The organism is Pseudomonas sp. CFBP 13711 (assembly GCF_014842265.1).
Lineage (GTDB): Bacteria > Pseudomonadota > Gammaproteobacteria > Pseudomonadales > Pseudomonadaceae > Aquipseudomonas.
Genome location: NZ_JACYVI010000004.1, coordinates 187,203 through 208,607 on the forward strand (window position 1 = coordinate 187,203; position 21,405 = coordinate 208,607).

The following is a 21,405-nucleotide window of genomic DNA, read 5'->3' on the forward strand; positions in this document are numbered from 1 at the left end:
CGGTTTGAGCACCCTCGATCTTGCGGTGTGACGCTTGAAAAGCTTCCCGGCTGAAGCCGGTCCTACCAGGCGAACGCAGTCCAGCAGGCGAACGCATTTCCCTGTGGGACCGGCTTCAGCCGGGAAGGGGCCGGTGTGGGCACCATCCATATTACGGTGTGACGTTTGAAAAGCTTCCCGGCTGAAGCCGGTCCCACGAAGAGCGTCGATTGCTCGACAGACCTCAGGTCACCGCACCGATGTGCCACGGAACAAACTCGTTTTGCCCATAACCGTGCTGCTCGCTTTTGCTGCGGGCGCCGGAGGCGATGTCCAGCATCATCTGGAGCACATACGCGCCGCGTTCTTCAATCGTCGCGGTGCCGTCGGCGATGCCGCCACAATTGACGTCCATGTCCTCCTGCTGAAATTCGAACACGCGGTTATTGGTCGCCAGCTTGATCGACGGCGTCGGCGCGCAACCGTACGCAGAACCGCGACCGGTGGTGAACGCGATCAGATTAGCGCCGCCGGCCACTTGCCCCGTGGCAGAGACCGGGTCGTAGCCGGGGGTGTCCATGAACACCAGGCCTTGGGCGCTAACGGCTTCGGCGTATTCATACACGCCCATCAGGTTGGTCGAGCCGGCCTTGGCCACGGCGCCTAAGGATTTCTCCAGAATGGTCGTCAGCCCGCCCGCCTTGTTGCCGGCGGAGGGGTTGTTGTTCAGCTCGGCGTTCATGCGCTGGCAGTAATCCTCCCACCAGTGAATCCGCTGGACGAGCTTCTCGCCGATGGCCTGACTGGCCGCCCGCCGCGTCAGCAAATGCTCGGCGCCATAGATTTCCGGGGTCTCCGACAGAATCGCCGTACCGCCCGCCGCCACCAGCCGGTCCACCGCATTGCCCAGCGCCGGGTTGGCGGTGATGCCGGAATAGCCGTCGGAGCCGCCACATTGCAGACCGACGATCAAGTGCCGAGCGCTGACGGTTTCCCGGGTGATCCGGTTGGCCTGGGGCAGCAGCGATTGCACCTGGGCGATGCCGCTGGCGATGGTCTTCGACGTGCCGCCGGTACCCTGAATGGTGAATGCGCGCAGTTGGTCACTGGCTTTCAGGCCCTGGCTGTCGAGCATGTCCTGAATCTGATTGGTCTCGCAGCCCAGGCCCACCACCAGCACCGCCGCAAAGTTCGGGTGCACGGCGTAGCCCGCGAGGGTGCGACGCAGCAGGTCGATGGCCTCGCCTTTGGAATCGATGGCGCAACCGGAGCCGTGGGTCAGCGCGACCACGCCGTCTATGTTGGGGTAGTCCGCGAGGGCTTCCGGGAAAATATCGCGACGAAAGCGGTCGGCGATGGCCCGGGCCACGGTGGCCGAGCAGTTCACCGAGGTGAGAATGCCGATGTAGTTGCGCGTCGCCACACGGCCGTCGGCGCGCACGATGCCTTGAAAGAACGCCTCGGTTTTCGGCGTCTCGTGGGCGTCGACGCCAAAGGCGTAGTCACGGGAGAAGTCGCCCATCTCGACGTTGTGCACATGCACGTGCTGCCCGGCCTCGATGGGCTGTGAAGCGAAGCCGATGATCTGGCCGTAACGCCGCAGCGGCTGACCCTGCTCGACCCGGACCGCCGCGACCTTGTGCCCGGAAGGAATCGGCTGCGAGACCGTGACGTTTTCTTCGTCCAGGTGCGTGCCTTCGTTCAGCGCCTGGCGAGCGATCAGCACGTTATCGAGGGGGTTCAGGCGGATGAACAGCGCGCTGCTGTCGAACGCGGCGGTTTTGGCAATGAGTTCCATGCGGCCTCTCATGACGGTGGCGGCCTGCGTCAGCAATGCGAGGCGACGGCTCCTCGTGGGAAGCGCACCGTGGCTGGCCGGTTATTGTTATTCACGACGTACACGACGCCGCTTCATAAGCGCGGACGTTGTTGGCCGATTTTCAGCCACTCTATGAAGCCAGCGGGTAATTTCCCAATGAAAGGTTTCGATTACGCGATAACGCAGGGTTATCGATTCATGCCGCTATCGGAGACTTTAGAAATGTCAGCAGTGCCTTCACCGCTGCCGACATCGGTCGGGCTTTCGACGTCATCAGCCCAAGATTGGCCATGCTCAGCGGCAGCTCGACCGGCAGGATGGCGATCATGCCGTAACGTGCGTAATGCTCGGCGACGTCATTGGGCACCACGGCGACCATGTCCGAGGATTCAAGCATCGAGGTGGTGGCCAGAATCGAGCGGGTTTCGATGATGTCCAGCGGCTCAATCAATTGCGCCGCCTGCAACGCGTTTTCAACCTGGCGCCGCATGGGGCTGCCGATGGGGTGGAGGATCCAGGTTAGTGGCGCCAGCTCCGTCAGGGTCAAGCCGCTGTGGTCGACCAGCGGGTGCCCCGGCCGGGCGATGATGCGCATGCGTTCGCCCTGTTCGAACAGCTGAATGTCGAGGCTCTGGCCGTCGAGCTGATCGGGCAGCCGGCCCAGCACCACATCGAAATCGCCACGAATCAGCGCTGGCAGCAGCTCATCGCTGGTGCCGACTTCCAGGGCGATGCGCACTTTCGGGTGCGCGGTCTTGAACGCCAGCACGCCGCGGGTCAGCAGCGTCGGCACCGGGCCCATGACCGTGCCGATGCGCACCATCCCCGTCGCCCCTCGTGCCAGCTCGGCCAACTGCGCTTCGGCGTATTCGAATTCATGCAGCGCGCCCTGGGCGTAGCGAATCATCACCTCGCCGAACAGCGTCGGCTGCATGCCGCGCGGCAAGCGCTCGAACAGCTGCACGCCGAGGCGTTCTTCCAGCTGTTGCAACAACAGGCTGGCGGCAGGCTGGGTGGTGTGAATGGCAGCGGCGGCCTTGCGCAGATTGCCCAGTTCGCCCAACGCGTTGAGCAATGCGATCTGCCGGCTGGACATTTTCAGCATCGGGAAGGTGCCAGGCAGACCGGCGGAGGGTGACGTGTCTGACATATCGGATTTGGTATCGATGATTAGGATTTGGCGATTATGCCTGTATCGCGGTTCGGCCTACAGTCGGCTATGACTGTAGGAGTGAGCTTGCTCGCGATTGCGATTGATCAGGTACTGAAGCGTTGACTGGCACGCTGCAATCGCGAGCCAGGTGGAACGCCACCCCGGTCACTCCTACAGGTATGCATTGCCACAAACAATAAGAGCCCACTATGCAGATCACGTCCATTTCCGTCCGCGACATCCGCTTCCCCACCTCCCTGTCCCTCGACGGCTCCGACGCGATGAACAGCGCGCCGGACTATTCCGCCGCCTATGTCGTGCTGCACACCGATTCGTCCGACGGGCTGGAGGGCCATGGCCTGACGTTCACCATCGGCCGTGGCAACGAAATCTGCGCGGCAGCGATTCACTCCCTGGCGCCCTGCGTGGTGGGGCTGAGCCTGGAATCGATCACTGCGGACATGGGCGCCTTCTGGCACAGCATCACCGCAGGCGACAGCCAGTTGCGCTGGCTGGGGCCGGAAAAAGGCGTGATCCATCTGGCCACCGCCGCGCTGGTCAATGCGGTGTGGGACCTGTGGGCCAAGGCCGAGGGCAGCCCGGTCTGGAAGCTGCTGGCCGACATGACCCCCGAGCAGCTGGTTAAGTGCCTGGACTTCAGCTACGTCACCGACGCCATCACCCCGGAAGAAGCCATCGCCTTGCTCCGTCGGCAAGTGCCGGGCAAAGCGAAGCGCGAGGCGCAGATGCGGGAGGAGGGCTATCCCGGCTACACCACCGCGCCGGGCTGGCTGGGTTATTCGGAAGAGAAGATGCGCCGTCTCGCCCGCGAAGCCGTGGCCGAGGGCTGGACCCACATCAAGCAGAAGATCGGCTCGGACATCGAAGAAGACATGCGCCGCGCCGCGATCCTGCGGGACGAACTGGGCTGGGAGCGCACGCTGATGATGGACGCCAATCAGGTCTGGAGCGTCGAGCAATCGATCAGCAACATGCGCCGGCTGGCGGCGTTCGAGCCTTGGTGGATCGAAGAGCCGACCCACCCCGATGACATCCTCGGCCACGCGACGATCCGTCAGCGCATCGCGCCGATTGGCGTGGCGACCGGCGAGCATTGCCACAACCGGGTGATGTTCAAACAGATGTTCCAGGCCGGCGCTCTGGATTTCTGCCAGCTCGACGCGGCCCGGCTGGGCGGGCTGAACGAAGTGCTGATCGTGCTGCTGATGGCGGCCAAATTCGACATCCCGGTATGCCCCCACGGCGGCGGCGTCGGGTTGTGCGAATACGTGCAGAATATTTCGATGTTCGATTACATCGCCGTATCGGGCTCCCTGGACAAACGCGTGCTGGAATACGTCGATCACCTGCACGAGCATTTCCTTGATCCGGTGGTCATCCGCCGCGGCCGCTACATGCCGCCGCAACGGCCGGGGTACAGCATCGAAATGCACGCCGAAACGCTGGAGCGGTATCAGTATCCCGATGGCGCAGTGTGGGTGGAGCTGGCTGCCAACAGATGATTTAAATGTTGGTCACTCCGTCTCACGGATGCTGCACGGTGGCGCAGCAAACATAGACCCTGGGGGAGTGAGCTTGCTCACGAAGACTGCGTTTCAACCGCTGAAGATTTAGCGGATGTACTGGCCCCTTCGTGAGCAAGGTGGAGCGCCACCCCGGTCACTCCCACAGTTCATCACTTGCCGCTGGATATTGTGCGATCGATGCAAAATCCTGTGGGAGTGAGCTTGCTCGCGAAAGCGGCGTTCCAGTCACAGAAGATGCAACGGCTGTACCGGCCCTTTCGTGAGCAAGCTCACTCCCACACGTTCATCACTTGCCGCTGGGTATTGTGCGATAGATGCAAATCCAGTGGGAGTGAGCTTGCTCACGAAGACTGCGTTTCAACCGCTGAAGATTTAGCGGATGTACTGGCCCCTTCGTGAGCAAGGTGGAGCGCCACCCCGGTCACTCCCACAAGTCCATCGTCTCCCTGTCTATCGGCGCATGGCCCTATTTGAGAAACCCCGCGCTGCGCCAACAGACACCCCCATGTCGCTGTGGACACGGGCCTTTCCCGGGCATGACCGGTATGATCCGTCGCATCTACCCGACTACGGTGCGACATGAACTCCTCCGAGCCCGGCAACGTCATCCCTCCCGCCCATGCCCCTGTCACGCCGCCGGAGCGTGATCGGCTCTCGGCTTCGCTGCTCGGTGGCGGCTGCGAGCCTGACCCGCGCTTCACCCTCGCCAACGAACGCACCTTTCTCGCCTGGATCCGCACGGCATTGGCGTTTCTCGCCGGTGGCATCGCGGTCGAAGCCTTCACCAGCGACGTGTTCAGCCCCGGCCTGCGTCGGGCCGTGGCCCTGTCGTTGCTGGTGCTGGCCTTGTTGGTGAGCGCCAGTGCCTGCGTGCGCTGGCTGAAAGTCGAGCGGGCGATGCGTCAACGCAAGCCGCTGCCGTTGCCAGTGCTGGTGCCGATTCTGTCGTTGGGCGGCGCGTTGGTGGCGGCGGGGCTGATCGTCTTTCTGATTTACGGCGCGTCGTGAACCGGCGCGGACATGCCGTATCGTCGACGCCCTTGCGCCACGACGATCCCGGCCTGCAACCCGAACGCACACTGCTGGCCTGGCGCCGCACGCTGCTGACGTTGATCGGCGTGTGCCTGTTGTTCCTGCGCTGGATTCCGCCGTTTGGGTGGGTGGCCCTGCTGCCGGTCATCCTTTCCCTGATCGCGGGCATCCTGATCCAGATCGGCCTCAACGCCCGCTACCGCAAAAGCGCCCGAGGGATGACTCAAGAGCGCATCCCACCGCCGTTGCGTGAGGTGGTGGTGCTGGGTTGTACGGTGATGGTGTTGAGTCTGGTGGGGATTGTTGCGGTGGTGTCTGGCTGAAGAAGGGCATGGGTCTAATGAAATCCCTGTAGGAGCGATCGGAGTGGCGCCCTACCTTGCCCGCAAAATCAGGTCTGTCAGTGACCTGTCAGTTGTCTGACACGCCGCAATCTCTCAGCTGACTCGATCCCTGTGGGAGTGAGCTTGCTCACGAAGACGGCATTTCAGCCGCTGAAGATCTTGCGGACGTTCCTGCCCCTTCGCGAGCAAGCTCGCTCCCACAGGTTTTGCGTCAGCCGTAGGATCGAGTGGGACCGGCTTCAGCCGGGAAGGGGCCTCCACCAAATCCCTGTCAGATCAATACGCCGCCACCAACCCATCTTTCCTCGGATCGGTCCCGCCCACATACCCATGGGCCGTGCGCTGGATGATCTGTGCGCCGCCGAAGGCAAACACGCCGCTCGGGTCTTCAACCTCCACGTCATGACCCTTGGCGCGCAGCGCTTCAATCACCTGCGGATCAAACGACCGCTCCACCGCAACCTTAAGGCCGGACTCGATGCGCCAGCGCGGCGCGTCGGCGGCGGCTTGGGGGTTCTGCTTGTAGCGCAGAATGCGCAGCATCATCTGCAAATGCCCCTGGGCTTGCATCGGCCCGCCCATCAGGCCGAAGGACATCAACGGCGTGCCGTCGGCGTTCATCACGAAGCCCGGAATGATGGTGTGAAACGGCCGCTTGCCCGGTGCCACGGTGTTGACGTGATTAGGGTCCAGGGTAAAACCCGCACCGCGATTCTGCAGGCTGATGCCCGTGCCCGGCACCACCACACCGGAACCGAAACCCATGTAGTTCGACTGGATGAACGAGACCATCATGCCGCTCTCGTCCGCCGCCGACAGGTACACCGTGCCGCCGGCCTTGGGCGCGCCATGCAGCGGGTCTTGCGCCTGTTCGCCGACCAATGCCGCGCGGTCGCGAAGGTAGGCTGGGTCGAGCATGTGTTCAGCGGCGACGCGCATGTGATCGTTGTCGGTGACGTGCTGGTTGAGGTCGGCCAGCGCCAGTTTCATCGCTTCCAGCACAGGGTGCACGGTCTCGACGCTGTCCACCGGCTGCTCACCCACGCCCAGCGCTTCCATTATTCCAAGGCCCGCCAGCGTGGCGATGCCCTGGCCGTTCGGCGGCAGTTCGTGAACCACGGCGCCGGCGTACGGCACCGACAAGGTGTCGATCCAGTCCACCCGGTGGTTCGCCAGATCCTCAAGGCTCATGACGCTGCCATTGGCGTTAGCGTGAGTGATCATCGCCTGAGCCAGTTCGCCGCGATAGAACGCTTCGCCCTTGGTCTGAGCAATTAGCTCCAGGGTTTTCGCGTGATCCTTCAGCGTGACTTTCTCGCCGGCCTTTGGCGCTTTGCCGCCTTGCAGGAAGCACTCGGCAAAGCCCGGTTGATCCTTCAGCAGCCCGGCGCCGCGCCGCCACAGTTCGGCAATGATCGGCGTGACCTGATAACCGTCCCGCGCATAGCCGATGGCGGCTGCGGCAAGGGTGGCGAAGGGCAGCTTGCCGTAGCGCTCGGACAACGCGACCCAGGCCGACACTGCTCCCGGCACCGTCACCGAGGCCCAGCCGCGCTGGGGCATTTCCTGCTGACCGGCAAAATGCTCCGGCGTCCAGGCGTTCGGCGAGCGGCCCGAGGCGTTCAGGCCCTGCAGCGTCTTGCCGTCCCAGACGATGGCAAAGGCGTCGCTGCCGATGCCGCACCCGGTGGGTTCGACAACGGTCAGCACCATGGCGGCGGCGATGGCGGCATCAACGGCGTTGCCGCCCTGACGCAGCATGTCCAGCCCGGCCTGTGCGGCCAGCGGTTGCGAGCAGGCGACCATGTTGTTGCCCATCACCGGGGAGCGGGCGGACGCGTAGGGTTGGCTGTAATCCAGATCATCGAACATGCAGTCGTTCTCTTCTTGGCAGTTGATTGGTTATCGAGGCGCAGCTTCGAGCCCTTTGGCATACATCCGTCAGCTTTTCGGATCGAGGGCATCGCGCAGCCCGTCGCCCAGCAGGTTGAAACACAGCACGGTGATGTAGATCGCCACGCCCGGCGCGATGGACATCCACGGCGCCTGTTCCATGAAGTTCTTCGCGGTGTTGAGCATCGAGCCCCAGGACGGCGAGGGCGGTTGCTGGCCCAGGCCGAGGAACGACAGGCTCGCCTCTGCCAGAATCGCCGAGGCGATGGTCAGCGTCGCTTGCACCACCAGCGGCGAGAGCACGTTCGGCAGCACGTAGCGCAGGATGATCCAGCGGTCCGGCAGGCCGATGGCACGGGCGCCTTCCAGGTAATCTTCGTGACGGATCGCCAGCACCTGACCGCGGGTCAGACGCGAGAAAATCGGCATCGCCGACAGCCCGATGGCAATCATGGCGTTACTCAGGCTCGGGCCGAGAAACGCGCCCAGGGCAATCGCCAGCACCAGAAACGGACATGACAACAGCGCTTCCATGATGCGCGAAATCACCGCGTCGAGTTTGCCGCCGAAGTAACCGGCCAACAGGCCCAGCGGCACGCCGATGACCATGGCAATCGCCACCGAAACCCCGCCGGCCAGCAGCGAACTGCGCGCACCCCAGAGCAGGCGGGAAAACAGGTCACGGCCCAGCTCGTCGGTGCCCAGCCAGTAGATCAGCGAAGGCGCCTTGCGCACGGCGAGGAAGTTGGCCTTCAGCGGATCATGGGGCGCAATCCACGGCGCCAGCAGCGCGGCAAGAATGAAGATGATCAGCACCACCGCGCCGACCACCGCGCCCTTGTTGGCGAGGAATTTCTTCACGAACGGCGAACGGGTGCGCGGCCGCAATGGTTCTTTCAACGGTGCCTGAGACGGCGCGTTCAGCGGCGCTGAAGGATGGGTCGCAATCGAAGTCATCAGGCAGTCCTCAGACGCGGATTGATCAGGCGGTAGAGCACGTCGGCCAGCAGATTCAGCAGCAGGAAACCGATCGCGACGCACAGCACCACGCCCTGCACCACGGCGTAATCGCGGTTGAACACGGCATCGACGATCATCTTGCCGAAGCCGGGAATGCTGAACACCTGCTCGGTCAGCACCGCGCCGCCGAGCAGTTCGCCGAACAGCAGCGTGGTCAGCGTGACGATGGGCATCAGCGCGTTGCGCAGGGCGTGCTTGAGAATCACCGTCCGTGGAAACAGCCCCTTGGCCCGCGCGGTGCGCACGTAGTCGGCGCGCAGCACTTCGAGCATCGCGCTGCGGGTGTGGCGCATCAGCACGCCCGACAGCCCGGCGCCCAGCACGAAGGCCGGCAGGATCAGGGTTTTCAGGTTCTGCCCGACGTCTTCACCCAGCGGCACGAAGCCCGAAGCCGGCAGCCACTGCAGCTTCACGGCGAAGATCATGATCAACAGAATCCCCAGCCAGAAGTGCGGAATGGAGATTCCCGACAGGGCGAACACGTTGGCCGCGTAGTCCACCGACGTGCCCTTGCGCACCGCCGAAATCACCCCGGTGGGAATGCCGATCACCAACGCGATGATCAACGCCAGCACCGCCAGCTCGATGGTCACCGGCAGCTTCGACGCCAGCAGCACGGTCACCGGTTGTTCGGTGCGCAGTGAAGTGCCGAAGTCGCCCTGCAGGACATTGCCGACCCAGTGCACATATTGCAGCGGCAGCGGGTCGTTGAGCCGGTATTTCTCGCGCAGGTATTCCATCACCGCCGGGTCGCGCTCTTCACCCGCCATGGCCTGGACCGGATCACCGGGCAGCAGCTTTTGCAGGGTGAAGACGAACAGCGAAACCAGAATCAGCGTCGGAATGGCACTGAGCAGGCGTCGCAGGATGAAAGTCAGCATGACGAATCCTCGCGGCCGAAGCGGTAGTCCACGGGCGCCGCTGTCATTTGAAAGCGACGTTGTTCAGGCGAATCAAACCATCGGGATTGGGCACGAAACCGGTGAGGTTGCTGCGCATCGCGATGATTCGTGGATCGAAATACAGGTAGCTGGTCGGCACGTCTTCGGCGAGCAGGCGCAGGGCCTCGAAGTAGATGGCCTGACGCTGGGCCCGATCGTTCACGGTGCGCGCCTTGTTCAGCAGCTCGTCGAGTTTCGGGTCGCAGAAATGCCCGTCGTTCTGGCCGCCCTTGCAGGTCACGAACTGGTGGATATCACCATCCGGATCAGGACGGCCCGACCAGGCGCTCATGCCGATCTGGAAGTTGCCGGTCTGTTGCTCGCTGAGCAGCGTGGCGTATTCGGTGGCGATCAGATTGACCTTGAAGCCGGCCTCTTCAGCCATCGCCTGAATGATCTGGCCGACCTGCTGGGCGATGGGGTTGTTGGCCACTTTCAGCTCGACGCTGAGGGGCGTCTTCACCCCGGCTTCGGCGAGCAGTTTTTTGCTGGCTTCGACGTCGCGGGTCGGGACCGGCAGGTCCTTGTCGTAATACGGGCTGTTTTTCGGGAACGGCTGGGCGCTCGGCGCGTACAGGCCTTCGAAGACCACCTGATTGATCGCGTCACGGTCGATGGCCAGCTCGAAGGCCTTGCGCACGCGCTTGTCCTTGCCCAGCGGGTTGTTGGCCTTGTCGCCGTTGTTGGTGTTGTACATCAACTGCATGTAGCCCAGGCCCGGCGTGCTGAACACCTGGACGTGGCTGTCCGCCTTGGCGGTCTTCACGTCGGTGGGCGCGACGCGCTCGATGATGTCCAGGTCGCCGGAACGCAGGTTCGCCAGGCGCACCGAGGTGTCCGGAATCGGCAGGAAAATCACCTTGTCGAAGTGGTACGCCTGCTTGTTCCAGTAGTTGTCGAAGCGCTCCAGCACGATGCGGTCCTGCTGCACGCGCTGAACGAATTTGTACGGCCCGGAACACACCGGCTTGGAGGCCACGTCGGTCGCTGAGGCCTTGGGTGCGAGCATCATGCCGGCGCGGTCCGACAGTTGCGAGATCAGCGTCGCGTCGGGCTGCTTGACCTTGATCGCCACGGTTTTCGCGTCGATCACCTCAACGCTGTCCACCGACGCCAGTTCGCTCTTGCGCAGGGAGTCGGGCAGGGTGCGGGCGCGGTCGAGGTTGAACTTCACGGCGGCGGCGTCGAACACCTCGCCGTCGTGGAAGGTCACGCCGTCGCGCAGGGTCATGGTCAGCGTCTTGCCGTCCTCGCTCCAATTCCAGGCGGTGGCCAGTTGTGGCGCGTAGGTCAGGTCCGGGTTGACGTCGACCAGCTTGTCGCACAGCGCGGTGTAGACCAGACGCCCCGAGTAGGTGCGCGAGCGGTGCGGGTCGAGCATGTCAGGGTCGTCCTGAATGCCGATGCGCAGGGTGGTTTCGGCGACAGCCGCATTCGCAGCGAGTAGCAACAACGTGGTTGTCATCAGGTGGGCGAATTTCATGGCTGACTCTCCAGAGAAAGGGCTTGATGGCTTTTGAACAGGTTCAGGCGCTGGCTGTAGGCGGCGCTGGGCGTCGGCACGATCAGCGAACCGGCGCCGGCGTTGGCGATTTCGCGCCAGTAATGGCAGGCCGCCTGACGCCCCGGCTCGATGGTTTCGAAGAGCGGCTTCACTTCCCGGCACAGCGCTTTCGCGTGGGGGCAACGGGTGTGAAAGCGGCAACCGGATGGCGGCTTGCTCGGGCTTGGCATGTCACCGCCGAGCAGCGGGCGCGGGCGACGCAGGTCCGGGTGGCTGACCGGCACGGCGGCCATCAGCGCCTGGGTGTAAGGGTGAAACGGCGTTTCGAACAGCGCGTTGACCGGCGCCAGTTCGACGATCTCGCCGAGGTACATCACGGCCACGCGGTCGCTCATGTGGCGGATCACCGCGAGGCCGTGGGCGACGATCAGCAGGGTCAGGCCGAACTGGTGCTTGAGGTCTTCCAGCAGATTGACCACCTGGGCCTGCACCGAGACGTCCAGCGCCGACACCGGTTCGTCGCCGAGGATCAGCCGTGGCTCCGAAGCCAGCGCCCGGGCGATGCCGATGCGCTGACGCTGACCGCCGGAAAATTCGTGGGGGAAGCGGCTGCCGTGCTCCGGCGCCAGACCCACCGTGCGCAGCAGCTCGGCAACCTTGTCCTGACGCGCGCTGCGGCTGTCGTCGCGGTGCAGCCAGATCGGCTCGCCGATGATCGATTCGACACTCATGCGCGGGTTCAGCGAGGCGAACGGGTCCTGGAAAATGATCTGCAGATCGCGGCGCACCTGACGCAGCTTGTCGGCGGGCAGATTACCGAGGTTGCGGCCTTCGTAAATAACGTCGCCCGCAGTGGGCTTGAGCAGGTTCAACAGCACCCGGCCCAGGGTCGATTTGCCCGAGCCGGATTCACCCACCAGCGCCAGAGTCTCGCCCCGGCGCACGGCCAGGGACACCTCGTTGACCGCCTGCACCGGCGGCTTCTTGCGCTGGAACAGTCCGGCTTCACTGTGAAAGTGCTTGCTCACCGCGATGCTTTCCAGAATCGGTTTGTCGAGCGCCGTTTCCACGCTCCCGACTTCAACGATCTGTTGTCCTGACAGGCTCATGCGCTGACTCCCAGATGCTGTTCAAGTGGCACGCGGATGCACGCAGTGAAATGCCCGGCGGAGACTTCCAGCAACGGCGGACGGGCTTCCCGGCAGGCGCCGATGACGAACGGGCAACGGCTGGCGAAACGGCAGCCGGTGGGCATTTCAGCCGGCGTGGGGACGCGTCCATTGATCGTTGCCAGCCGCCCTTCGCGGGGGCCGACCGAGGGCATCGAGCCCATCAGGCCGATGGTGTAAGGGTGCTGTGGATCGTCGAACAGGGTTTTCACCGAACCGCTTTCGACGACGCGCCCGGCGTACATCACGATGACCTCGTCGGCCACTTCGGCGACCACGCCGAGGTCGTGGGTGATGAGCATCATCGAGGTGCCGGTTTCAGCCTGGAGGCTGGCGACCAGCGAAAGAATCTGCGCCTGAATGGTCACGTCCAGGGCGGTGGTGGGTTCGTCGGCGATGATCAGCGCGGGGTCATTGGCCAGCGCCATGGCGATCATCGCGCGCTGACGCATGCCGCCGGACAATTCGTGGGGGTAGGCGTCGAGGCGCTGGAGGGCATCGGGCACGCGGACCTTTTCCAGCATTTCCAGCGCGCGCTGGCGGGCGGCGCTGGCGGACAGGCCCTGGTGGCGAATCACGCTTTCGGCAATCTGATCGCCGATGGTGAACACCGGATTGAGCGAGGTCATCGGCTCCTGAAAGATCATCGCCATGCGATTGCCGCGTACGTCCAGCAGGCGCTCGTCGGACATGCCCAGCAGCGGCTCGCCCAGCAGGTTCGAGGCGCTGGCCTGGACCGTCGCGGTGTCGGGCAGCAAGCCCATCAATGCCATGGACGTCACGCTTTTGCCGCAGCCGGACTCGCCGACGATGGCCAGGGTCTTGCCCGACTGAATGGCGAACGACACGCCGTCGACGACGTTGGCCGGTGCATCCTTGAAGCGCACGGTGAGGTCGCTGACGCTCAGTACCGATGGGGTGTTCGCGGGTGAAGCACTCATACGCTGGCCTCGAGGTCTTGCTGGATGACGTGATCGAGCGCCTGTTGCAGCGCACGCAGATGACCGCGCATGGCGGTGGCGGCCTTGGCCGGGTCGCGACTTTCGATGGCGCCGATGATGTCGTGGTGATCGTGGCTGTAGGTGCTCAGGCGGTCGGTGTTGCGGGCGCGTTGGCGCAGGTCGCGCCATGCCGGATCAAGCCGGATCGCGTCGAGCATTTCGAATATGTCCAGCATCAGCCGGTTGCCGGCGGCTTCAGCGATCCCGCGATGCAAGGCGCTGTCCCACAGCTCGATGCCTTCGGCGTCGGGTTCGCTGGCGTGTTGCTGATGGGTCGTGCGCTCGGCCAATCGGCGCAGGATCGCCATCTGTTCGCCGCTGGCGCGCAATGCGGCCAAGGAGGCCAATGCCGGCTCCAGATAGATACGGGCTTCCATGACCTCGCTGAAATTGGTCCGGCTCGACAGCTTGGCAAAGCTCATGGCCGCGCTCGGCGGGGTAGGGCCGACGAACGTGCCCTTGCCCTGCCGCCGCCAGATATGACCCTCGGCTTCCAGCACCGCCAGCGCGCGGCGAATGGCCCGGCGACTGACGCCGAAATCCACCGCCAGGTCGCGCTCGGTCGGCAATGGCCGCTGGGGAAACGCCGCCTGCTGCGCAATCAGCTGGCGCAGCGCGTCGAGGGCCATCTTCGACGAAGTGTCGTGGGTTGCGTCGGTGTCGATGCTGTCCATCTGCGTCTCTCGTCACGGGGTGAACCGGAGGCCTGGCCGCTTTGTGAAGCACGGCTGGGCTGTAGAGGACGAGTGCAATAGCGATGCCAATGGAAATTGGTTCACTGGGGAGGTCCGATGGCCGGGCGTGCGGTCAGGCGTGCTCCCGGCGCTTCGGGCCAATCGGCAATGGTTCGGAAGTCTGGTTCGCGGGGAGGGCCGGAATTGGTTCAGGCGGGAAGCGAACCAATTTCAGCAATGGGCCAGGCAGGGCGCCTGTTTATGGTTCGGCTGCGTTATTAAGGGGCGTTGATTGGGGCGATTCTGGCCGAAGCCAGAATCAGGGCTGACATCAATCCCACTGCGGCGCGAGGCTGGCCGGGCTGGTCAGGCGATGACCGCGGTCCAGCTGGGCAATCTGTGCCATGTCGTCTTCGCTGAGCTTCAGGTCCACGGCTTTCAGGTTGCTTTCCAGATTGGCGCGTTTGGTCGACGACGGGATCACCGCGTAACCCAGCTGCATCGCCCACGCCAGCGTCACTTGTGCAGGCGTCGCATTGTGACGCTGGGCGATCTGCTCGATCACCGGGTCCTTCAGCACTTCGCCGTAGGCCAGGGTCATGTACGACGTAATCTTGATCCCGTGCTGTTTGGCGAAATCGGCCACGGTGCGGTTTTGCAGGTAGGGGTGCAACTCGATCTGGTTGGTGGCGATGTTTTCGGCGCCGACCGCGGCAATGGCTTCTTTCATCAGCGCGACGGTGAAGTTAGAGATACCGATCTCGCGAGTCAGGCCTTGCTGTTTGGCTTCCAGCAGCGCGCCCATGAATTCGGCGACCGGCACCTGGCCCTTCGGCGATGGCCAGTGGATCAGCGTCAGGTCGACGTGATCGGTTTTGAGCTTGGTCAGGCTTTCCTTCAGGCTCGGGATCAGCTTGTCGGCGGCGAAGTTGTCGGTCCAGATCTTGGTGGTGATGTACAGCTCGTCACGGGGCACGCCGCTTTGCGCGATGGCCTGACCGACCTCGGCTTCATTGCCGTAGATCTGCGCGGTGTCGATCACCCGATAGCCTAGGTCGAGGCCGTTGCTCACCGAGTCGATGACGACCTGATCTTTCAGGCGGAAGGTGCCGAGGCCAAATGCGGGAACAGTCATGGGAAGACTCCAGGGTTCAAGGGGGAAGGGGAGGTACGAATCAGATGCCCAGTATCCCGCGTCGGCTGGCAGGGAAAAACCACAGCGCGGGCACGGGACTTTTGACGGGGGATCATGAATGCCATGGAGTTTGGGGCAGCGTGTAGGTGTGATCGTTCAGTGAAATGTGCTTTCCGCAGGGGCCGCGCCTCTCCTCAGACGCTGCGATGCCTGTAGGAAATGAAGATCCTGTGGGAGTGAGCTTGCTCACGAAGACCCTGGTTCAGCCACAGGAAATTCTGCGGATGTGCCAATGCCTTCGTGAGCAAGCTCACTCCCACAGGTATCGCGTCTGACTCCAGATTACACGTGCGCCGCCGGCCGTGATGGAAGCGCGCTAGCACATGAACCTCAGATCAAACATGCCCATCGCGTTTCACGAAATGCTTGTGCATGTCCGCCGTCAGCGCTTCCACCCGTTCGGTCAGCACTTTGGTCATTTCGGTGAGTCGGGTGTTCTGCTCCAGCAGCTCGAGCATCTGCGCGGTGTTTTGCGCCGCGCGGGCCATACGCTTTTCGTTGGCCGTCGCCAGCGCTTCACGGTGCTCCGCGTCGGCATCGGCACTGGCCTTGTCCCGGGCGGCCTGTCGGGTCTGGGCCAGCAAAATAAGCGGCGCGGCATAGGCCGACTGCAGGCTGAATGCCAGGTTGAGCAGGATGAACGGGTAAAGATCGAACGACACCAGCCCGCTCAAGTTGGCGCCCACCCACAGCAACACCAGCAGCGTCTGGGCGCCGAGAAAAGTGGGCGTGCCGAAGAAGCGTGCGAACGCCTCGGCCTTGAGGGCGAAGGCATCGGTGCCAAAGGTCGGCGCCAGGTGCGCGTGGCGTTTGTGAAAGCGCAGGTGATCCACCGGCGCGTTGGCGGCGGGCGTGCCCGGTTCCGCAGGCGAAGGGACAGGCGTTGCAGTGGGCATGAGGCTTACCTGAAGACAGAAACATCCGCCCACTATAGGCCCGCACCCCCTGGCGTTGTACTGAACCTCTGCTGAACCGGCGTGTGTCCCGAGTGAGCCGCGTCAGTCCACCGGTTCGGGGTACAGCGGCTTGGATCGCTGCATGATGCTAGCGTAGTCGTAAACATACTGGCGGCCGGCGTGACTGGTCATGCGCAGGCGGTCGATCAGTTGTCGCTCTTTCTTGTTCAGGTATCTCAACCCGTGGTGGTCACTGGACTTGAGGCGATCACGTTCATGGGCGTCAGGGAAAGTGATGACGTTCGTCATGAAATATCTCCTTGGTTAAATCCGTGTCCCCGGCTCCGTGTTCCGGGGTTCACCCTTTGTGGTGCGACTATGCACCTTACCCACAAAAAGTCAGACGCTACAACCCTGCAAATGATCAGTGGGTCACAGGATTTGCGTGATCTCGAACGATTGACGGCTGCCGTTGACCACCACCTCCACCTCATCGCCATCGAGCTTGCCAAGCAGGCTCTGACCCAGCGGCGAGCGTGCCGTGATCACCGTTATCACCTGCTCGTCGACCGTGATTTTTAGCCCCGCCGCGTCAGGCGCCAGAAACAACCGCTGTTCCGCGCCGTTGTCCGCCAGGAGGGCAATAAGATCGCCGGTCTGGATGCCGCGGTGTTCATCGAAGGGCTTGAGCACCAGGTTGCGACACAGGTTCAGCGACTGGCGGATTTCTTCCACGCGCCGCGCCTGACCCGCCGCCAGATACGACGCCTCCAGCCCAAGGGTGTCGTACTTGTTCTCGGCGATGTTCTCTTCGTGAGTCGCGGTTTCGTAGGCGGTTTGTGCGGCCCGCACCGCCACATCGAGATCGACCTGGAGCTTCTCGACGATGCACTGCAGGACGGTTTGCTTGTTCACGGGCATGGCGGGCATGGCGTATTCACGGACATGGGATGGCTCGACAGAGGGGATTCAACCGCAGAACTGATAGACGCTCGCACGGCTTTTCTCGCTGGGGGCGGTCTGGTTCTGCTGCATCCAGAACTGGCACTTGGGCCCGTTGAAGCTGCGTTGCCGCTCCGCCTGTTCGGCCTCCTGGGTCTGTCGCGCTTCGCTGTCGCGCAGAATCTGCCGGTACTGATCGAACATCGGGTTATCACTTTCCGGCTTAGGCTTGGCCGCAGGCGGGGCGGTGATCTGCGCGGCCGCATTGCTCAGCGCCTGGGTCTGCTCGGCGGGGAGCATTTTGTAGATCAGCCACAGGCTCAGCAGGACGGCGAGAAAGCCCAGCCAGATACCGGCGGCAATCGACAGGATCAGCTTGAGCGGGCGCAGCGTGACGGACAGTTCGCGGTGGTTGACGTACATGACAGACTCCAGACTTGTATGCATGTGGCCAGCGGTGGCAGCGATTGTCGCACGACCGGGGCTGGTGATTCTGCGCCGCAATGAAGGACAATCGGTTTTTTTGAACATCCTCAGGGAGCCCGGATGAAAGCCTCTTGGGATATTTTCTGTAGCGTTGTCGATAATTTCGGCGACGTCGGCGTGACCTTTCGCCTGGCCCGACAACTGGTCGCCGAACACGACCTGAAGGTTCGGCTCTGGATCGATGACCTGAACGCCTTCGCGCGGCTGTGCCCGGGCGCCGATCCGCTGGCGCAAGAGCAAGTACGCGATGGCGTGACAGTCTGTCACTGGCCCAAGACCTGGCAACCGGCCGAGCTGCCGGACGTCGTGGTCGAAGCCTTCGCCTGTCGTCTGCCGCCGGACTACATCGAGGCCATGCTCGGGCGGGAGAAGCGGCCGCTGTGGTTCAACCTCGAATACCTCAGCGCCGAGGACTGGGTCTCCGGTTGCCACGGCCTGCCGTCGATCCAGTCCTCGGGCCTGCGCAAATATTTCTTCTTCCCCGGCTTCACCGACAAGACCGGCGGGTTGCTGCGTGAGGCGGGCCTGATCGACAAGCGTCGGGCGTTTCAGGCGGATCCTGCCGTGCGGCAGTCCTTTCTCCAGCGCCTGAACATCGCGCCCCACGCCGACGCGCGGCTGATGTCGCTGTTTGCCTACGAACACGCCGGCCTCGGCAGTTGGCTGGATTGCCTGGCCCGGGCTGATCGGACGACCCATCTGCTGGTGCCCGAAGGCCGTATTCTGGGCGACGTTCAGCGTTGGTTGGGCGTGGAAGAATTGAAGGCGGGCGCCGTGCAGGTGCGCGATGGCCTGACGATTCAGGTGCTGCCGTTCGTGCGCCAGGAAGACTATGACCGGCTGTTGTGGTGCTGCGAATTCAATGTGGTGCGCGGCGAAGACTCATTCGTCCGCGCGCAATGGGCGGGGCGGCCGCTGATCTGGCACATCTATGAGCAGGACGACGACGCCCACTGGGCCAAACTCGATGCGTTTCTGGAGTTGTGTCTGGCGGGATTGTCGGAGGAGGCGCAGCAGGCGCTGACCGACGTCTGGCGCAGCTGGAATGGCGGAACAGACATGACTCAGGGCTGGGATGCGCTGGAACAACACGCCGACGAACTGGCCGCCCATGCCGAGCGCTGGTGTCTGGAACAGGCCTTGCAGGACGATCTGACGACTGCGCTGGTAAGGTTTTACCAAAGTTGGATATGATACGCGGCCTTGTATTAAGCCCTGTACGAAAAGTGGCTTTTCGTACAGGGCTTAGAAAGATCTTTCATCCAAATTCGGATACTCGTAATGAAAACTGGTAAAGAGCTTAAACCCGGTACCGTGATCAAGCTGGAAAACGATCCTTGGCTGGTTCAGAAAGCTGAATTCACCAAGTCGGGCCGTAACAGCGCGATCATGAAGACCAAGCTGAAGAACCTGCTGACCGGCTACAAGACCGAAATCGTCTACAGCGCCGATGACAAGCTGGAAGACGTGATCCTGGACCGTAAAGAAGCCACGCTGTCTTTCATCAGCGGCGACACTTACACGTTCATGGACACCACCGACTACACCATGTACGAGCTGAACGCTGAAGACATCGAAGCCGTTCTGCCATTCGTTGAAGAAGGCATGACCGACGTTTGCGAAGCGATCTTCTTCGAAGACCGTCTGGTTTCCGTAGAGCTGCCGACCACCATCGTGCGCACCGTCGACTACACCGAAGGTTCTGCTCGTGGCGACACGTCGGGCAAGGTCATGAAGCCGGCCAAACTGGCCAACGGCACCGAGCTGCAGGTAGCTGACTTCATCGAAATCGGTGACAAGATCGAAATCGACACCCGTGAAGGCGGTTCCTACAAAGGCCGTGCCAAATAAGCACTGCGTTTGTAATGCCGGTGATGTGATGCCGGAAACGAAAAAGCCCGACCATCCAGTCGGGCTTTTTTGTGGGTGATGTAAAAGCGAGCTGCGAAACACGCTGACCTTGTAGGAGCAGGTGACGCCGCCGCAGATGCAGCTGTCGACAAAGAACTGGGGGAGCGAGCTTGCTCGCGAATAGGCCGGTATATCCGCCAAGTCTTCAGCGGCTGGAAATACGTCTTCGTGAGCAAGCTCACTCCCACAGGGACTGCGAATGCTGCGCGACAGTGCGGGATATGAACGACGGAATCCAGCAATGCAAACGGGTCGACCATTGCTGATCGACCCGTTTTTATACTGCGTTTACTTCAGATGAACCTTCAGCTCTTGGGAAGCCTGCAGCAGCGCCGAGCGCACTTCCGGCACCTGGCTGACCACGTTCAGCAAGCCGTAGTCGTGAATCATGCCGTTGTAGCGAACCGCTGTTACCGGCACACCGGCCTGGTCCAGTTTGCGAGCGTAGGCTTCACCTTCGTCGCGCAGCACGTCAGCACCCGCCGTTTGCACTAGGGCAGGCGGCAGACCTTTCAACTGATCGGTCGTGGCCCGCAGCGGTGAGGCATAGATCTCGGCGCGCTGTTTCGGGTCGGTGGTGTAGTTGTCCCAGAACCACTTCATCATGTTGCGGGTGAGGAAGTGACCCTCGGCAAACTGATCATACGAACCGGTATCGAAGTTGGCATCGGTCACCGGCCACAACAGCACCTGGTAACGGATGGCTGGGGTGCCTTTGTCTTTGGCCATCAGGCTGACGACCGCCGCCATGTTGCCGCCGACGCTGTTGCCCGCCACCGCCAGACGCTTGCCGTCGACGTTGATTTCCTTGCCATGCTCGGCGACCCATTTGGTCGCCGCATAGGCTTGGTTGATCGCCGTCGGGTAGTGGGCTTCAGGTGAAGGCGTGTAGTTGACGAACACCGCCACTGCGCCCGAACCCTCCACCAGATCCCTCACCAGACGTTCGTGGGTGGGGTAATCGCCGAGCACCCAGCCGCCGCCATGGAAGTACATGAACACCGGCAAGGTGCCTTTGACGCCAGCCGGACGAACGATCGTCAGGCTGATGTTCTGGCCGTCCACCGAAATGGTCTTCTGGCTGACATCGGCCTTGGGCAGGGTCAGCTTGACCCCGGCCTGGGCACCGGTCAGTACGGCGCGGGCATCTTTGGGCGAAAGCTGTTCGATCGGCTTGCCGCCTCCGGAATTCAGTGCGTCCAGAAACGCCTGCGTGTTGTGCTCGACGCCCGTGTCGGTCGCCGCGAAAGCGTTGCCGACGGACAGTGCGAGGAGCGAGCCAGCCAGAATCTTGCCAAACGTGTTCATGTTCTTCTCCCGGTCAGACGAGGTGTGGGGGCGGAGGTCTTACGCCAGGGTTTTACACAGTCACGTGCAGACGAACGTCGACGTTGCCGCGTGTGGCGTTGGAGTAAGGGCAGACCTGGTGGGCTGCATCGACCAGCGCCTGGGCTTCGGCTTGTTCAAGGCCCGGCAGGCTGATGTGCAGGTCGATGTCCAGACCGAAACCGCCAGGGATCTGGCCAATGCCGACGTGGGCAGTGATCGAGGCGTCAGCCGGGATGGTTTTCTTGCTCTGACCGGCGACGAATTTCAGTGCGCCGATGAAGCAGGCCGAGTAACCGGCAGCGAACAGCTGCTCAGGGTTGGTGGCTTCGCCGCCTGCGCCGCCCAGTTCTTTCGGGGTGGCCAGTTTGACGTCGAGGATTTTGTCGTCGGAAACAGCGCGGCCATCACGGCCACCGGTTGCGGTTGCGACTGCAGTGTAGAGAGCTTGCATGGTAATTCCTCACGTGCTGATGGTATGGGATTTAATCTTTAGCTTGGCGCTAAATGTTTGTGCGCTAAGCAAGTGAAGGAGAATGTACTGCGCTAATGTTTAGTGCGCAAGATAAATTT

Annotated in this window: 21 protein-coding genes; 5 read left to right on the forward strand and 16 right to left on the reverse strand. The window is 62.7% G+C overall.

Going from position 1 to position 21,405, the window contains the following annotated elements:
• Nucleotides 1-223 precede the first annotated feature (223 nt).
• Both IFT47_RS10000 and IFT47_RS10005 read right to left on the reverse strand, forming a co-directional pair.
• Nucleotides 224-1,777 (reverse strand): UxaA family hydrolase, encoded by a 1,554-nt coding sequence (locus tag IFT47_RS10000; protein WP_192172798.1) that lies wholly within the window; start codon nt 1,775-1,777, stop codon nt 224-226.
• A 217-nt stretch (nt 1,778-1,994) separates the two neighbouring features.
• Complete coding sequence (locus tag IFT47_RS10005) at nt 1,995-2,948, reverse strand: LysR family transcriptional regulator (protein ID WP_192172797.1); 954 nt, start codon at nt 2,946-2,948, stop codon at nt 1,995-1,997.
• 212 nt (nt 2,949-3,160) lie between these two features.
• Between IFT47_RS10005 and IFT47_RS10010 the strand changes: the two genes are divergently transcribed.
• From IFT47_RS10010 to IFT47_RS10020, 3 genes are all read left to right on the forward strand, one after another.
• Entirely contained in the window at nt 3,161-4,474 is a 1,314-nt protein-coding gene (locus IFT47_RS10010) for an L-fuconate dehydratase (protein WP_192172796.1), read from the forward strand.
• A 603-nt stretch (nt 4,475-5,077) separates the two neighbouring features.
• Nucleotides 5,078-5,506, forward strand: a complete 429-nt coding sequence (locus tag IFT47_RS10015; protein ID WP_192172795.1) for a YidH family protein — start codon at nt 5,078-5,080, stop codon at nt 5,504-5,506.
• On the forward strand, nt 5,503-5,853 hold the full coding sequence (locus IFT47_RS10020; RefSeq protein WP_192172794.1) for a DUF202 domain-containing protein: 351 nt from the start codon (nt 5,503-5,505) through the stop codon (nt 5,851-5,853). Before IFT47_RS10015 ends, IFT47_RS10020 begins: the two co-directional genes overlap by 4 nt.
• A 297-nt stretch (nt 5,854-6,150) precedes the next feature.
• Here the strand turns inward: IFT47_RS10020 and IFT47_RS10025 are convergent, their stop codons facing one another.
• The 12 genes from IFT47_RS10025 to IFT47_RS10080 form a co-directional block, all read right to left on the reverse strand.
• Entirely contained in the window at nt 6,151-7,746 is a 1,596-nt protein-coding gene (locus tag IFT47_RS10025) for a gamma-glutamyltransferase family protein (RefSeq protein ID WP_192172793.1), read from the reverse strand.
• 69 nt (nt 7,747-7,815) lie between these two features.
• Complete coding sequence (locus IFT47_RS10030) at nt 7,816-8,724, reverse strand: ABC transporter permease (RefSeq protein WP_244655934.1); 909 nt, start codon at nt 8,722-8,724, stop codon at nt 7,816-7,818.
• Nucleotides 8,724-9,668 (reverse strand): ABC transporter permease, encoded by a 945-nt coding sequence (locus tag IFT47_RS10035; RefSeq protein ID WP_037011865.1) that lies wholly within the window; start codon nt 9,666-9,668, stop codon nt 8,724-8,726. Before IFT47_RS10035 ends, IFT47_RS10030 begins: the two co-directional genes overlap by 1 nt.
• A 43-nt stretch (nt 9,669-9,711) precedes the next feature.
• A complete protein-coding gene (locus IFT47_RS10040; RefSeq protein ID WP_192172792.1) occupies nt 9,712-11,211 on the reverse strand; it encodes an ABC transporter substrate-binding protein in 1,500 nt (499 codons plus the stop codon).
• On the reverse strand, nt 11,208-12,341 hold the full coding sequence (locus IFT47_RS10045; protein WP_192172791.1) for an ABC transporter ATP-binding protein: 1,134 nt from the start codon (nt 12,339-12,341) through the stop codon (nt 11,208-11,210). Before IFT47_RS10045 ends, IFT47_RS10040 begins: the two co-directional genes overlap by 4 nt.
• A complete protein-coding gene (locus IFT47_RS10050; protein WP_192172790.1) occupies nt 12,338-13,342 on the reverse strand; it encodes an ABC transporter ATP-binding protein in 1,005 nt (334 codons plus the stop codon). Before IFT47_RS10050 ends, IFT47_RS10045 begins: the two co-directional genes overlap by 4 nt.
• Nucleotides 13,339-14,076 (reverse strand): FadR/GntR family transcriptional regulator, encoded by a 738-nt coding sequence (locus IFT47_RS10055; protein ID WP_192172789.1) that lies wholly within the window; start codon nt 14,074-14,076, stop codon nt 13,339-13,341. The genes IFT47_RS10050 and IFT47_RS10055 overlap by 4 nt, the downstream gene beginning before the upstream one ends.
• Before the next feature lie 331 nt (nt 14,077-14,407).
• Nucleotides 14,408-15,211 carry a 2,5-didehydrogluconate reductase DkgB gene (dkgB, locus tag IFT47_RS10060; protein WP_192172788.1) on the reverse strand — a complete coding sequence of 268 codons (804 nt, stop codon included), beginning with the start codon at nt 15,209-15,211 and terminating at the stop codon, nt 14,408-14,410.
• A 395-nt stretch (nt 15,212-15,606) separates the two neighbouring features.
• The gene (locus IFT47_RS10065) at nt 15,607-16,167 is read right to left on the reverse strand and encodes a DUF1003 domain-containing protein (protein ID WP_192172787.1); all 561 of its coding nucleotides are present in this window, start codon (nt 16,165-16,167) and stop codon (nt 15,607-15,609) included.
• 102 nt (nt 16,168-16,269) lie between these two features.
• Nucleotides 16,270-16,476 carry a hypothetical protein gene (locus IFT47_RS10070; protein ID WP_065993044.1) on the reverse strand — a complete coding sequence of 69 codons (207 nt, stop codon included), beginning with the start codon at nt 16,474-16,476 and terminating at the stop codon, nt 16,270-16,272.
• Nucleotides 16,477-16,599: 123 nt separating this feature from the next.
• Complete coding sequence (locus tag IFT47_RS10075) at nt 16,600-17,082, reverse strand: GreA/GreB family elongation factor (RefSeq protein WP_192172948.1); 483 nt, start codon at nt 17,080-17,082, stop codon at nt 16,600-16,602.
• A gap of 54 nt (nt 17,083-17,136) precedes the next feature.
• The gene (locus tag IFT47_RS10080; RefSeq protein ID WP_192172786.1) at nt 17,137-17,532 is read right to left on the reverse strand and encodes a hypothetical protein; all 396 of its coding nucleotides are present in this window, start codon (nt 17,530-17,532) and stop codon (nt 17,137-17,139) included.
• 123 nt (nt 17,533-17,655) lie between these two features.
• On the opposite strand from IFT47_RS10080, the gene earP reads away from it, so the two are divergent.
• Nucleotides 17,656-18,789 (forward strand): elongation factor P maturation arginine rhamnosyltransferase EarP, encoded by a 1,134-nt coding sequence (gene earP / locus IFT47_RS10085; protein WP_192172785.1) that lies wholly within the window; start codon nt 17,656-17,658, stop codon nt 18,787-18,789.
• Nucleotides 18,790-18,876: 87 nt separating this feature from the next.
• Nucleotides 18,877-19,446, forward strand: a complete 570-nt coding sequence (locus IFT47_RS10090; RefSeq protein WP_037011849.1) for an elongation factor P — start codon at nt 18,877-18,879, stop codon at nt 19,444-19,446.
• A gap of 348 nt (nt 19,447-19,794) precedes the next feature.
• Here the strand turns inward: IFT47_RS10090 and IFT47_RS10095 are convergent, their stop codons facing one another.
• The gene (locus IFT47_RS10095; protein ID WP_192172784.1) at nt 19,795-20,814 is read right to left on the reverse strand and encodes an alpha/beta hydrolase; all 1,020 of its coding nucleotides are present in this window, start codon (nt 20,812-20,814) and stop codon (nt 19,795-19,797) included.
• A 52-nt stretch (nt 20,815-20,866) separates the two neighbouring features.
• Nucleotides 20,867-21,286, reverse strand: a complete 420-nt coding sequence (locus IFT47_RS10100; protein WP_192172783.1) for an organic hydroperoxide resistance protein — start codon at nt 21,284-21,286, stop codon at nt 20,867-20,869.
• Nucleotides 21,287-21,405 lie beyond the last annotated feature (119 nt).

Bases quoted from the DNA above. Each gene is read 5' to 3' on its own strand.
- IFT47_RS10055 (WP_192172789.1), bottom strand. From the start codon at position 14,076: ATGGACAGCATCGACACCGACGCAACCCACGACACTTCGTCGAAGATG.
- IFT47_RS10065 (WP_192172787.1), bottom strand. From the start codon at position 16,167: ATGCCCACTGCAACGCCTGTCCCTTCGCCTGCGGAACCGGGCACGCCC.
- IFT47_RS10035 (WP_037011865.1), bottom strand. From the start codon at position 9,668: ATGCTGACTTTCATCCTGCGACGCCTGCTCAGTGCCATTCCGACGCTG.
- IFT47_RS10100 (WP_192172783.1), bottom strand. From the start codon at position 21,286: ATGCAAGCTCTCTACACTGCAGTCGCAACCGCAACCGGTGGCCGTGAT.
- dkgB (WP_192172788.1), bottom strand. From the start codon at position 15,211: ATGACTGTTCCCGCATTTGGCCTCGGCACCTTCCGCCTGAAAGATCAG.
- IFT47_RS10070 (WP_065993044.1), bottom strand. From the start codon at position 16,476: ATGACGAACGTCATCACTTTCCCTGACGCCCATGAACGTGATCGCCTC.
- IFT47_RS10030 (WP_244655934.1), bottom strand. From the start codon at position 8,724: ATGACTTCGATTGCGACCCATCCTTCAGCGCCGCTGAACGCGCCGTCT.
- IFT47_RS10095 (WP_192172784.1), bottom strand. From the start codon at position 20,814: ATGAACACGTTTGGCAAGATTCTGGCTGGCTCGCTCCTCGCACTGTCC.
- IFT47_RS10025 (WP_192172793.1), bottom strand. From the start codon at position 7,746: ATGTTCGATGATCTGGATTACAGCCAACCCTACGCGTCCGCCCGCTCC.
- earP (WP_192172785.1), top strand. From the start codon at position 17,656: ATGAAAGCCTCTTGGGATATTTTCTGTAGCGTTGTCGATAATTTCGGC.
- IFT47_RS10045 (WP_192172791.1), bottom strand. From the start codon at position 12,341: ATGAGCCTGTCAGGACAACAGATCGTTGAAGTCGGGAGCGTGGAAACG.
- IFT47_RS10040 (WP_192172792.1), bottom strand. From the start codon at position 11,211: ATGAAATTCGCCCACCTGATGACAACCACGTTGTTGCTACTCGCTGCG.
- IFT47_RS10010 (WP_192172796.1), top strand. From the start codon at position 3,161: ATGCAGATCACGTCCATTTCCGTCCGCGACATCCGCTTCCCCACCTCC.
- IFT47_RS10015 (WP_192172795.1), top strand. From the start codon at position 5,078: ATGAACTCCTCCGAGCCCGGCAACGTCATCCCTCCCGCCCATGCCCCT.
- IFT47_RS10090 (WP_037011849.1), top strand. From the start codon at position 18,877: ATGAAAACTGGTAAAGAGCTTAAACCCGGTACCGTGATCAAGCTGGAA.
- IFT47_RS10050 (WP_192172790.1), bottom strand. From the start codon at position 13,342: ATGAGTGCTTCACCCGCGAACACCCCATCGGTACTGAGCGTCAGCGAC.
- IFT47_RS10005 (WP_192172797.1), bottom strand. From the start codon at position 2,948: ATGTCAGACACGTCACCCTCCGCCGGTCTGCCTGGCACCTTCCCGATG.
- IFT47_RS10000 (WP_192172798.1), bottom strand. From the start codon at position 1,777: ATGGAACTCATTGCCAAAACCGCCGCGTTCGACAGCAGCGCGCTGTTC.
- IFT47_RS10080 (WP_192172786.1), bottom strand. From the start codon at position 17,532: ATGTACGTCAACCACCGCGAACTGTCCGTCACGCTGCGCCCGCTCAAG.